Origin of the sequence: Streptomyces lunaelactis, from assembly GCF_003054555.1 — a bacterium.
GTDB classification, from domain to species: Bacteria; Actinomycetota; Actinomycetes; order Streptomycetales; family Streptomycetaceae; genus Streptomyces; species Streptomyces lunaelactis.
On the sequence record NZ_CP026305.1, the window covers coordinates 97,636 to 109,566 of the forward strand.

8 protein-coding genes and 2 pseudogenes are annotated in these 11,931 nt (G+C 69.4%); 7 read left to right on the forward strand and 3 right to left on the reverse strand.

The window, feature by feature from the left end; all coding sequences use genetic code 11:
• Nucleotides 1-206 precede the first annotated feature (206 nt).
• The 3 genes from SLUN_RS38720 to SLUN_RS38730 are packed head-to-tail and all read left to right on the forward strand — an operon-like array spanning nt 207 to nt 3,192.
• A complete protein-coding gene (locus tag SLUN_RS38720) occupies nt 207-1,283 on the forward strand; it encodes a bifunctional DNA primase/polymerase (protein ID WP_254710054.1) in 1,077 nt (358 codons plus the stop codon).
• Nucleotides 1,284-1,342: 59 nt separating this feature from the next.
• On the forward strand, nt 1,343-2,791 hold the full coding sequence (locus tag SLUN_RS38725; protein WP_108155263.1) for a DNA primase family protein: 1,449 nt from the start codon (nt 1,343-1,345) through the stop codon (nt 2,789-2,791).
• A complete protein-coding gene (locus tag SLUN_RS38730; protein WP_108155245.1) occupies nt 2,788-3,192 on the forward strand; it encodes a DUF6009 family protein in 405 nt (134 codons plus the stop codon). Before SLUN_RS38725 ends, SLUN_RS38730 begins: the two co-directional genes overlap by 4 nt.
• 273 nt (nt 3,193-3,465) lie before the next feature.
• On the opposite strand, the gene SLUN_RS38735 is transcribed toward SLUN_RS38730, so the two are convergent.
• From SLUN_RS38735 to SLUN_RS38745, 3 genes and pseudogenes are all read right to left on the reverse strand, one after another.
• On the reverse strand, nt 3,466-6,690 hold the full coding sequence (locus SLUN_RS38735) for an FG-GAP-like repeat-containing protein (protein WP_257153970.1): 3,225 nt from the start codon (nt 6,688-6,690) through the stop codon (nt 3,466-3,468).
• 237 nt (nt 6,691-6,927) lie between these two features.
• A pseudogene (locus SLUN_RS38740) lies at nt 6,928-7,601 on the reverse strand (IS5 family transposase).
• Nucleotides 7,602-7,784: 183 nt separating this feature from the next.
• The gene (locus tag SLUN_RS38745; protein WP_108155246.1) at nt 7,785-8,540 is read right to left on the reverse strand and encodes a GbsR/MarR family transcriptional regulator; all 756 of its coding nucleotides are present in this window, start codon (nt 8,538-8,540) and stop codon (nt 7,785-7,787) included.
• A 225-nt stretch (nt 8,541-8,765) separates the two neighbouring features.
• Here SLUN_RS38745 and SLUN_RS38750 point away from each other — a divergent pair, with 225 nt between their 5' ends.
• From SLUN_RS38750 to SLUN_RS38770, 4 genes and pseudogenes are all read left to right on the forward strand, one after another.
• Nucleotides 8,766-9,437, forward strand: a complete 672-nt coding sequence (locus SLUN_RS38750; RefSeq protein ID WP_108155247.1) for a DUF4097 family beta strand repeat-containing protein — start codon at nt 8,766-8,768, stop codon at nt 9,435-9,437.
• Between the two features lie 95 nt (nt 9,438-9,532).
• A pseudogene (locus tag SLUN_RS38755) lies at nt 9,533-10,352 on the forward strand (alpha/beta fold hydrolase).
• Between the two features lie 362 nt (nt 10,353-10,714).
• Complete coding sequence (locus SLUN_RS38765) at nt 10,715-10,867, forward strand: hypothetical protein (protein ID WP_254710057.1); 153 nt, start codon at nt 10,715-10,717, stop codon at nt 10,865-10,867.
• Nucleotides 10,868-11,570: 703 nt separating this feature from the next.
• Nucleotides 11,571-11,927, forward strand: coding sequence for a CU044_2847 family protein (locus SLUN_RS38770; protein WP_108155248.1), 357 nt, complete (start codon nt 11,571-11,573; stop codon nt 11,925-11,927).
• The last annotated feature ends 4 nt before the right edge of the window (nt 11,928-11,931 follow it).

Below are 11,931 nucleotides of genomic sequence, written 5' to 3' on the forward strand. Positions count from 1 at the left end.
GCTGGGTCGCTTCGGTCGCTGGTGAGAGCGATCAGGAGGTGCGGACGCACCGCGTCCCCCTCAATTCGCTGCCTGCCGGATTGTCGGAGTGCTCTGGGCTAGCCTGTGCTGAACGCATTTCGACCTTGAGTCGCTTCGGTCGCTGAAAGGAACCATCAATGCCCCCTGAGCTGGGGATTTCTGGCAGCGACTCATCCTGGCTCGCAATGACCGAGGACGACGGGCACAGACCGGGAACGCCGTTGGACACCGCCCTGTGGTGCGCTGAACAGGGCTGGCCCGTACACCCCTTGGCCCCGGGACGGAAAACCCCGGCCGCCAACTGCACCGACTGCCGGGACCAGCCGCACAGCCCGCAGACCTGTCCCTGCATCTCCGCCGGTCGCTGGTGCCACGGCTTTCACGCCGCCACCACCGACCAGTCCCGGATCCTGGACTGGTGGACGGAGCAGCCCCGCTTCGGCGTGGGCGTTGCCTGCGGGCCTGCAGGCCTCGTCGTCATCGACGTGGACGCACACCCGGTACCGCTGCCGGATCCCGACCGGCTCCTGCCCGGAATCCACATCCCCGCCTCCGTCACCCTGGAGGGCCTCCGCCACGGCTTTCACAGCCTGGCCCTGCTGGCGGCACTGCGCGGCGCACAGGACCCGAGCCAGGACGACACCACCCTGCGCGTGCGCACCCCCTCGGGAGGACTGCACCTGTGGTACACCGCGCAGGCCGGTCACACCTGGCGGTGCTCGACCGGCTCCAGTGCCGGACGGGCACTGGCCTGGCAGGTCGATGTGCGCGCCCACGGGGGCTACATCATCGCTCCCGGCACCACCACAGCCACCGGCACCTACACCGCCTGCCGACCCGTCAGGCGCCCCGCGCCGCTGCCAGGCTGGCTCGCGGCGGAATTGGAGCGCACCGGCCACCGTCCCGCGCCGCCCGCCCCGAGGTCGGCAACGCCCGTACCCTCCCGGGCTCGTGCCGCCGTCATCGCCGCGCGCGGTGGCCGCGACGCCGCCGCCCGGACCCTGGCCACCGTGCTGACGGCGGTGACGGAGTGCGCCGCGATCGCACAGGGCGCCGGCTTCAGTGAAAAGCTCAACCGCGCCGCCTTCACCGCAGGCGGTCTGGTGGGCGCCGGCCGCATGAACCTCGCCGACGCGGAGTCCGCACTGGTGGCTGCCGCCGCACATGCCCGCCCCGGCCAAGAACGCCGCTCCCTGCAGATCATCCGCAGCGGGATGAGCGCGGGCAGCCGGCGGCCGCTCAATCCGGGAGACCGTACGTGAACGACGCACCGTCCCCTCAGGAAGGCCTGTTCGACCCTGTCGAAGTCGCCCGCCAGATCATGCTCGGCTCCCCCGGCGGCGTACCGGCCCAGAGCGCGTCCGAACCCGTCGCGACCCGCGTGAGCGAGCACGGTCTGCTGCCGGACAGTCTCAGCGACCGAGGAAACGCCAAGCTGTTCGTGTCCCTGTACGGGCGGGACTTCCGGCACGTGCCGGGCCTCGGCTGGTACCGGTGGTCCGGCTACCGCTGGGAGATCGACGAGGACGACAACGTTCTCTGGGCGGCCGGTGAGATGGCCGAGTCGCTCGCCGAGACCGACCCCCGTGCGCGGCACACCGACTCCGCACTGCGCCGCCACCGCCGCCGGGCCCTGTCCACATCCGGGATGAAGGCCATGCTCATGCAGGCGAAGGCGGCACCGGGCATGGTCCTCAACGCCTCCCTGCTGGACGCCGATCCGTACGCACTGTGCACGCCCGCGGGCGTCATCGACCTCACCACCGGCATGCTCGTGGCACCCGACCCGGAGAAGCACTACCACTCGCGCGCCACGAGCGTGGCCGCCCGGGCGATGGCCACACCGCGGTGGCAGCAGTTCCTGACCGACACCTTCGGCGACGACGCCGACGGCCACCAGATGATCGACTTCCTCCACGAACTGCTGGGCTACTCCGTCACCGGCGATGTCGGCGCGCAGGTCATGCCGTTCCTCTACGGACAGGGGAAGAACGGCAAGTCCGTACTGCTGGACGTGATGGTCAAACTGCTGGGTGACTACGCCGACGCGGCCCCGCCCGGGTTCCTCATGGCGCGCCCCTTCGAGGGGCATCCCACCGACCTGGCCGAGCTGCACGGCCGACGCATCATCGTGTGCTCGGAGCTCAAGCCCGGCGACCGGTTCGACGAGGCCCGGGTCAAGCTGCTGACCGGCGGCGACCGCATCAAGGCCCGCCGGATGCGCCAGGACTTCTTCGGCTTCAACCCGACCCACAAGCTGTGGCTGCTGGGCAACCACCGGCCCGAAGTCGGTACCGGAGGGTACGCGTTCTGGCGCCGGATGAAACTCATCCCGTTCGAGCGGGTCGTGGCGGACGACCGCAAGGTGGACAACCTCGCCGACGTCCTGGTCACCGAGGAGGGGCCGGGAATCCTCAACTGGCTGATCACGGGCGCCCGCCGCTACCTCACAGGCTCCCGCGATCTCACGGGCCCTCAGCAGGTCCGTACCGCCACGACGGCCTACGCCGAGACCGAGGACCACACCGGGCGCTTCCTGGGCGAGTGCTGCACACGGGCACCCGCCATGCGCGCCGAGCAGGCCCAGCTCTACAGCAGCTACAAGAAGTGGTGCCAGCTGGAAGGCGCCAACCCCGCCTCCTCCAGGGCCTTTGCCGCCCGGGTGCGGGAGACTGTCGGCATCGCCACCCCCAAAGACATGATCCTTTCGAACCAGCGGAAGTTCTACCCCGGTATCGGGCTCAACGCTGAAGTGGGAGAAACCTCGTGAGCGCCCTGATCGAACCCGGTCAACTCGCCCACGAGAGCGAGCTCGTGTGGCTGGAGGACACCACCACCCTGGACTACGTGCGCCAGAGCCTGGACCGGCTGCCCACGCGCCGGGGCAAGCCCGCCTACCACCGCGACGGCCGCATGGTCGGCTACGCGGTCCTCGGCCCCGAGGCCCGTTCCTCGAGGGCATCGGGCACCTTCCTGCGCCGGGTCTTCTGGCTGCTCCCCCACGACCGGGACGGCCGGCCCAGCGGCCTGTACGCCTCCGGTGCGCCGTCGGAGGCCGTCGACCCGCGGACCGTTGCCCCCAGGGTCAAGGGCTACAAGACCCAGCGGTCCGAGGGCGGCCCGGAGTCCGAGGCGATGCGCGAGCTCGGGATAACGCTGCCGGAGAGCTGAGGACCGGACAGCGACCGAAGCGACGGCGCTGTGGACCTGTCACCAGGTGCACAGCGCCACGTTCATGGGCTCAGCCGTGTGCTCGTCGGTCGCGTGGGAGACGGCCTCGGAGTCCTAGGCCGATTCGTTTGGATCACTCCCGCCGGCCGAGGTTGTCGTCGCCCACACCCCGCCAATCGTCAGGGGGCGCACAGGCCGGGCAACGGCCCCCACGAAAGGAGTTCGCCGTCGGCGCAGCGACTGCGCCGACGGCGAACTCCCCTCACTTCAGCGTCAGAACAGGCCCTTGAATCCGTTCCAGCCACCGGTGCCGATCAGCACCCGGCCGGCGTACGTACCGGCACCGGTGGAGGCGTACCGCCACAGCTTCCCAGTGGTGTCCCGCGCCAGCAGATCGGCGCGCCCGTCACCGGACAGGTCACCGGTCCCGACGAGAGCGGAGTAAACGCCCCACCCGCCGCCGACCCGCACCCGCGTGGTCACGCCACCGGTGGAGGTCCCGGAGTACCGCCACAGCACACCGGCGGAGTCGACCCCGAGCAGGTCGCCACGCCCGTCCCCGTTCAGGTCCCCGGCCCCGACGATCCGCTTGTACAGCTTCCAGTTGGTCCCGATCCGCACCCGCGACTTCAGCCGGTGATCGGCCGTACCGGCGTAGAAGTACATGTCACCGGTGGATGCCTGACGGGCAGCCAAGTCGACAAACCCGTCCCCGTTGACATCGCCGGATGACGTCAGCTGGTCGTACTGCCCCCAGCCGGAACCGATCAACGTGTATGGCGACGAAGCGGTGACGACCTTCCCGCACCCGGGCCGATACGCCCGCAGCTGGTCCCCGACCCGCACGAGCACGTCACCGCATCGGTCGCCGTTCACGTCCCCGAAGGGCACGAGCACGGAGTTGGCGGCGAACTTGCCGCCGGACCCGGCGATACGGGAGGACAGCCCGCCCGTACCCGTCCCCCGGTACAGCGATACGGCCCCGGCGGGATCCGTCACCAGCAGGTCACCGAACCCGTCGTCGCCGGTGTCCCGCCACACGGCGGCACCTCCGCTCACCGCTACGGTCCCGGAGGCCGCAAGATCGGCCCCCTGCCCGTCGGCCGGCTTGACGGCCAGGGTCCATGTGTAAGCCCCATTGACCACGAGCTTCCCGCTCGCGTCCTTCCCGTCCCACGACGGCGCGACCAGACCACGGGCCTCGCCCCCGGTGAGCGTCCGCACGACCTTCCCAGTCACCTTGTGCTTCAGCACCAGCGACCACGAGGCCCCAGGCTTCGACAGCCACCACCGCGACTTCCAGGCTCCGGCCTTGATGTCGGCGGCGGCCGGGGTGTCGGCGTCGATGACGGCGGCCTGGGAGGCGGGGACGCCCGACGGGACGATCCGTACCCGCCGGTCCTCGCCCGTGTAGGCGACGTGGCCGCCGAAGCGGTCGACGGTCCACCCGGCCCGGCGCGCGGTCCGGTCCCCGAGCTCGGTGGAGGTGGCGACCACGCGCTGGGGCAGGTCCGCCTCCTTACCGCTGACCGGGAGACCGTTGTGCAGGTCGACGAGGGTGAGGCCGGCCGCGTCCGAGCGGCGGACCAGGTAGCCGTCGCCGAGGAGCGTCTCGTCGGCGCCGAGCCTCAGGAAGCGCTTCGCCTGCCGGTCATAGACGCCGGCTCCCCGGAAGTCGTGCCAGTAGTCGCTGCACCGCCAGTACACCCAGCGGCCCACGGCCTGGAGGTCGCTGGGGACGCAGCCCGCGTCGAAGGACTCGCCGGCGGCGCCCGTCGACAGGTTCTTCGCCGCCACTTTGGTCGGCACGCCCGAGCTGGTGTCGTCCCACCGGCCGAGGGCGCTCCACAGCGTGTTGCCCCAGACGGAGGACGCAACCGGCTGCCGCTTCAGGAGCACGCTCCCGGTGTCGGCGTCCTTGAAGTGGAGGACCGCCTGCTCACCGCCCGACGCCTGGTTCACGACACCGAACCGGCCGGAGAGGTCGACGAGTTGGGGGCTGCTGAGTCCGGAAGTCACCCTCGGACCCCATGGAGCGGTGCCGTTCCGGTAGAGCATGGTGACGTCCTGCTCGGTCGCGGCCTTGCGGCCGTGATGCCCGTCGCCGCTCGCGAACATCGTCACGCAGTAGGTGCCGGAGGTGGGGCTGCAGGAGTCGTCGTCCCGGCCGGACACGAGGCCGTCGACGGTCGAGTTCAGCTCCTCCGGACGGCCGGAGGTCTTCAGCCAGGTGCTCCGGTAGCCGCCGATGGTGGTGCCCGGGCTGTAGTGCTGCGAGTCGTCGGCCGTGGTGAGGATGCCGCTGCCGAGCGAGATGCCGGCCGGCTTCGCCTCCCGGTCCTCGATGTCCGCGAGGCGCTTGCGGGTGATGGTGCCGTCCGCGGCGCGCGTGAAGCGGTAGTACCCCCAGTTGAGGGCGCCGTAGGTGGTGTTCTCCTCCGCGCCTGCCACCAGGAGCGAGCCGTCGGGCGTGCGGTGCACCGAGGTTGAGGCGACGGCCAGCAGGGACTTCGAGTTCCCCTCGGCGTCGCGCAGGACGAGATGGTTGCCCCGGTACTCGTTGTTGCCGGGGTTGGGCGGGGAGACGGTGACGAGGTCGTCGCCGAGGCGCCGGACGGCGTCGTTGTAGGCCACGTCCCGCAGGTCGAGGGTGGTCGGCTCCGCGTCCAGGTCGTCACGGCGGTATACCTGGGCGGCGTAGCTGGACAGTGCGCCGACGTGGAAGACGGTGTCCCGGTCGAAGGAGACGCTCTCGCCCTGCGTGGAGAGTGCCTTCACGCTCCCGGAGGCGAGGTCGACGACCCACCACCCCTGGGACATCGTGCTGTCCTCCCACTTGATGCCGCGGACGGCGACGGACCGGGCGTCGCCCTCGCTGATGGTGAGGTTCCACCCCTCCGGCAGGCCATCCAGTGTCCGGTCCCGCACCTCGCCGTTCTCCAGGCGCAGGAGGTGCAGGCTCGTAACGGCGTTCTCGGCACCGGTCCGGGTGATGACGGTGTCGCCGTAGGTCGCGACGTACGTCTGGCCCTCCGGGATCGGGACCGTGCTCGACGGTCCGCTGCCGGCCCGCTGCTGGAGCGTCACGTGCGGGGCCGGGGACTCCGTGTAGAGGGCGACGGTGTCGGAGCCGTGGCCGAAGTCCGCCGGGTACTGGGCGAAACGGAACTCGTCCACGTTGTAGGCGAGCGGCTCGGGCAGCCGGTGGTCGAGGACGGTCGTCGCACCGGTGGCGTAGTCGATCCAACGGAGGCGGTCGTCACCCTCCTGGGCGGTGAGGAAGCCGGTCTCGCCGGCGTTCAGGACGATGGTGGCGCGGGGCACGAAGCGTGCGCCCGGGCTGATGACGACGGGATCGGCAGACGCGCCGGGGACCTCGGCGACGGCCGTCCCCGCGGCGGTGCCGATTCCGGCGGTCACGGCAAGCGTGACGGTGAGAGCGATACGGGCGAGCGCGCGCTTGTGGCGCGTGGCCCGCTTGTTCAGCGGACGAATCACGAAAAAGTCCCTCCCCAGGGCAATCGAGGAGGGGGGCTTGTGGAACCGCCGATCATCCCTGCTCGAGCAGGGCGACAGTAGCAGGCGGGATCATGGCCCGACATCGAGTTTCGAACCTGTTCAAGGGCTGGCCGCGGTCCGCGTCGGACCGCTGACCGGACCAAGCCGGAGGTACCCAACCGGGCGGGCCGTCGTGACAGTGATCCAAGCGAAACGGCCTGGGCGGTTTCGCTTGGATCATCGGGCGGACCAGAGGAAGATGCCCGCGATGTGGAGTCCGGCCAGGTAAATGGTTGTGGTCTTCTCGTAGCGGGTGGCGATGCCTCGCCACTGCTTCAGGCGGTTGATGCACCGCTCGACGGTGTTGCGTTGCTTGTATGTCACGCGGTCGAAGGCGGGTGGCCTTCCGCCGCGGCTGCCGCGCCGTAGCCGGTGGCCCTGCTGGTCGGCCGGGACGGGGGATGACCGCTCGGATACCGCGCTTGCGCAGGTGCTCGCGGATGAGTAGGCCTTGTCGGCCAGGACCACCTCCGGCCGGGTCCGGGGCCGTCCGCGTCGGCGTGGCACGCGCAGGCGGGCCATCACGTCCGCGAAAGCGGGCGCGTAACCGGCCTGCCCCGCAGTGAGCACGAAGGCGAGCGGCCGCCAGTGAGCGTCGGCCACAAGATGGATCCTTGTGGTCAGCCCGCCCCGGGACCGGCCGATGGCGTGGTCTGCCGGCTCGCCGGCCGGGGCCCCTTTTTGCGGGCCCCGGCCGCGTGCTGGTGAGCCCGCACGATCCCGTACTTCTCCGGCAGGTAGACCCACTGCGATCCGGTCTGGAACTTGAAGGCGATCGCATCGATTACCTCCCGGTGATCCCGCCACCGGCCACCCCGCTTCGGCGTCCGGTCCGGAAGCAACGGCTCAATCCGCGCCCACTGCGGCGGGCCCCGTTTCTCTGCCCTGTTGCTGAAGTTCTTCGAGCTGGAGGGCCGGTTCCCTAACCCGCTGGAAGACATGAACGAGGCCGCCTGGCGGGCGCGCGAGGGGGTCGGCTCAGGTTGAGGGGGCCGGCTGTGGGCACCACTGGCTGGGACCGTCAAGACGGCTGTCTATCCGGGATCTGAACGTGGCTTGGCAGTGCCGCCTGGGCTCGCTTCGGGTTTCGTGTAGAGGACTTCGCGGACCTGCTCCGCGGCGCGCAGGATGCTCTCGCTGATGAAGTCGCTGAAGCGGGCGATGTTCTCGAGGCGGGCGGCGGCCGGGGTGCCTGGGCCGAGGACGCTGACGCCCTGCCGTGCGGTCTCGGCGACTTGGGCGATGCCGCGGGCGCTGGCGATCGTCGACTGGTACCAGACGTCGTCGTCGACGAAGTAGCGCTCGCGGCGCCGTTCGTCGCGTTCCCGGCGGATGAGGCCCTGCTCTTCGAGGAACGAGATCGCCTTGGAGACGGACGCCGGGCTGACCTGGAGGTGCTGGACGAGTTCGGACGCGGTGACGCTGCCCGCGTCGGCAATAAAGAGGCAGGTCAGCACCCGAGCCGTCATCTTGGGCAGGCCCTGATGCATCAGGAGGGTCGTGAACGCCTCCTCGTACTCGCGCACGGCCTCGTCGTCCCGCCCGTGGCCCTGCGCAGGCGCCCCCTGCTCTCGGGGCGGGGCGTGCTTGCGCCGGTGGGCTCGGCGTTCGGTGGCGCGGTGGGCCAGGTCGGCGCGGTAGGCGGTGGGGCCGGCGTTGCGCATCACCTCACGCGTGATCGTCGAGGTGGGGCGGTCGAGACGTCGGGCGATCTCCGCGTAGGCGAGGCCGTCGGCCAGCCCCAGCGCGATCTGCTGACGTTCCTGCTGGGTGAGTCTGCCTCCCGGCACCGCGATCTCCCTTCGTGCTTCCCTGATGCGGCCAACGTAGCGTTCACTCACAGTCCAATGCAACGATCAGGCGCCTGTCATTGCGTTAGATTTACGCCCGTTGCAACGAAATCTGTACTCTCATCTGCACTAATAGTAATTAGACGCAACGAACTAGTTGCTCACTCCTTGAACGCAACGTAGCGTTTGCGATGTCAGAAACAACGAGCGCACGAGGAGAGCATGATGAAGAAGTTCGACACCACCGCCGCGATCTCCACCGTCCTGGACATCCCCGCCGGGCGCATCCAGGTCATCGCCGCCGACCGGGCCGATACCACCGTCGAGGTCCTGCCCGCCAACGCCTCCAAGGGCCGCGACGTGAAGGCGGCCGAGCAGACCACGGTCGAATTCGGCGACGGCGTCCTGCGGATCAGCGCCCCGACGGAGAAGAACCAGATCCTCGGCGCCTCCGGATCCATCGAGGTGACCATCCAGCTGCCCGCCGGCTCGAGCATCGAGGCAAAGGCGGCCGCCGCCGAGTTCCGGGGCGTCGGACGGCTCGGCGACGTCGCCTTCGAGGGCGCGCACGGCGCGGTCAAGATCGACGAGGCCGCGAGCGTGCGCCTGGCCGCCTACGCCGGTGACATCACGGTCGGCCGCCTTACCGGCCCCGCGGAGATCAGCAACCAAAAGGGCGACATCCACATCACCGAGACCACCTCCGGCACGGTCGTGCTGCGCACCCAGATGGGCGACGTGACGGTCGGCGCCGCCCACGGAGTTTCCGCCTCCCTGGACGCCGGCACCGGCTACGGCCGGATCCACAACGCGCTGAAGAACACCGAAGGCGCCGCGGCCCGCCTGAACATCCACGCGACCACCGACCACGGCGACATCACCGCCCGCAGCCTCTAAAGAAGCCAACGGCCAATCAGGTCCAGGGGCCTGCGATCCACATGCAGGGGCCTGGAGAAGTCGTACAGGACGCCTCACGCGACCAGGTGGACCACATGACGAAGAACAGCACTTCCTCGACCAACTCGAAGTGGACCGGCATGGTGCCGGTTGACGATACGGCCCTGGCCGTCACCGACACTGACGGTCCGGTATCCCTGTGGTCTACCTCAAATGGCCAGTTCGCCACTCAGGGTTACTGGCGGCGGGTCATCGCTGAACTGGGGACGGAGTGGCGGCACATCACCTACGACGAGCGGGCTCGCGGCAAATCGAAGCGCTCGGCGGACTATTCCTTCGAGGTAGCCGTCCGGGATGTCGATGCCGTTCTCGCGGCCGGGGGGACCAGGGGCTGCTGGTGGGCTGGTCCTACGGAGCGTTCGTCGCGGCGCACTGGGCCAGCCGGAATCCGGACCGTACCTTGGGCGCGGTCTTGGTTGACGGCGCGCAACTGTACGACTGGCTCGACGAGGCAATGGAGCAGCGGATCCAGAAGCTGTTCCGGCGGATGGGCTGGTTCCTGCCGCTGCTGCGCCCGACGGCCTGACCCCGCGGATGACCGCCGAACAGCAGGCCGACAGCAACATCGAACTCGGCAAGCTCGCCCGCGAGCGCGAGTTGGGCCCTGTGCTGGACAACATCAGCGTCCCGGCGCGGTACGTGGTTGCTTCGGGGGCGTCCTTCGGAAGCCGCGGTGATGAGCAGGAACGGATACGCGCCGGCCTCGATGCGGTGACCGCCCGCAACCCGAACATCAAGGTGAGCGCGAAGGTCGCGAGCAACCACGGTGCGATCCTGCGGAAGGACTTCCGCGCCATCGCCGAGTCCGCACGCGAGGTCGCCGCCCTCAACCACGGCCCGGCGCTGAAGACCTGACCAGCCGACCGACGATCAGCCAGGCAGCATCCTTCGCCGGTCACGGGCCCGCGGCCGGTTGGGACGCCGGCCGAAGCTCACCGCGGACCAGGCTGCGCTCGCCCAACGGCTCTACGACGAGCGGGAGAACGGCCCCGGGACTGGTAGGCCCACATGTCGAGGTGTCGCGTATTCCAGCTTGGACGGCCCTCGTTGGTCGCTCTGAGTGGCGAGGCCGGTGTTCGTGGTCCGTCCTTGGGCGGATAGGTTCACCGTGGTGTGCCCGAGGCACTTCTGGAGGGGTCACCGGTGGACATTGTCGCGATCATGGAAGCGCTGGCTGAACAGGGCATAACCGTGCTGTCAAGGCTGATGCTGAGCGGATGGCAGAGAGGCGGAAGCCCTGGACGTTCGTGGCCAGTGGCGCCCCACTGCGTGACGACATCCTCGTGCGTACCGATGCTGCGTCCGTGGAGCAGTGCCTCGAAGCCTGCCTGCCCCGCCTGCGTGAACTGGGCTTCTCTTTTCCCGAGTGACGGGGCATGCCAGCTGGAGTAAAGCGACAACTCACTGTGTGTGGTCGCCGGGGGCGTATCGGCCCCAGGTGCCTCCGGCTTCGGTGACCAGCCGTGTAGCGGTCTTGTCGTGGTAGCCGAGGGCCTTCGCGATGACGGGGGCCGGGGCCTGTAGGACTGGCTGGCGGATCGCGGAGGTCCTGCCGCTCTGTGGAGGAACGCCGATCTTGGGTAGCGCGAGGACGCGGCCTCGCGCTACAGCCGGGCGAGGAGCGGCCGCATCGGCCGCCCCGCCGCCCACCCCGCCGACAAAATCGAGTACGCCAAGCTCCTCAAGCAGCAGGGCAGCAGGTCGACATCATCGGACGGCACTGGCTCATCGGCGAAGTCGTACGCGCGGGCCTGGAGGTCTCAGACCCAGTCCGGGACAACGGCGTCGATCTCCTGGTCTCCGCACCGGATTTGGACCCAGCCGATCCAGATCAAGACCCCCCCGCGACCGAAACATCAATGTGTACCCGAAGTACGCCCAGGGCGGGTCACCCAGCTCCCGCTCATGATCGCTTGTTGGTGCTCCCCTCCTCATCTCCCCATGCCCGTGGTCTGCGGAGCTGTCCCGTCCGTATGTGGTGGTTCTTGGTGGGCAAGGTACGGGAGCGAGCAGTGGGGCACTGTTGCCCAGTTGGGTATTGAGTGCGGGCAGACTTTTTCGTGAGGGGAGCCGATGCCGGAGTTTGCGAGGATGCCGTTGGAAGGCGGGGGGACGATCCTGCTGGAGGAGGTGGGAGGCGCCTCGGAGTTCAGCGGGCCGGTGAAGGCGGGCCGGGTCGGTGACGCAGTGCGTGATCTACCTCGCACATTGCAGGAGGCGCTGGTGCCGGTGGGGGAGATGGCGCGGGCGGTGCGGGACCAGCTGAGAGGGACGGGTTCTCGGACGGTTGAGGTGGAGTTCGGAGTGAATCTGTCGGCGAAGGCCGGGGCGGTCATCACTGCTGGCGAAGCAGCCGTCCATCTGAAGGTTCGCATGGTGTGGGAGAGCGGAGAGTCGGGGGAGCGGAACCCACAAAATGAAGGGGAATGACCGT

What these genes read in the sequence shown, in the direction of transcription:
- SLUN_RS38720 (WP_254710054.1), top strand. Translation starts at nt 207, where the DNA reads ATGACCGAGGACGACGGGCACAGACCGGGAACGCCGTTGGACACCGCC.
- SLUN_RS38725 (WP_108155263.1), top strand. Translation starts at nt 1,343, where the DNA reads ATGCTCGGCTCCCCCGGCGGCGTACCGGCCCAGAGCGCGTCCGAACCC.
- SLUN_RS38750 (WP_108155247.1), top strand. Translation starts at nt 8,766, where the DNA reads ATGAAGAAGTTCGACACCACCGCCGCGATCTCCACCGTCCTGGACATC.
- SLUN_RS38765 (WP_254710057.1), top strand. Translation starts at nt 10,715, where the DNA reads ATGGCAGAGAGGCGGAAGCCCTGGACGTTCGTGGCCAGTGGCGCCCCA.
- SLUN_RS38770 (WP_108155248.1), top strand. Translation starts at nt 11,571, where the DNA reads ATGCCGGAGTTTGCGAGGATGCCGTTGGAAGGCGGGGGGACGATCCTG.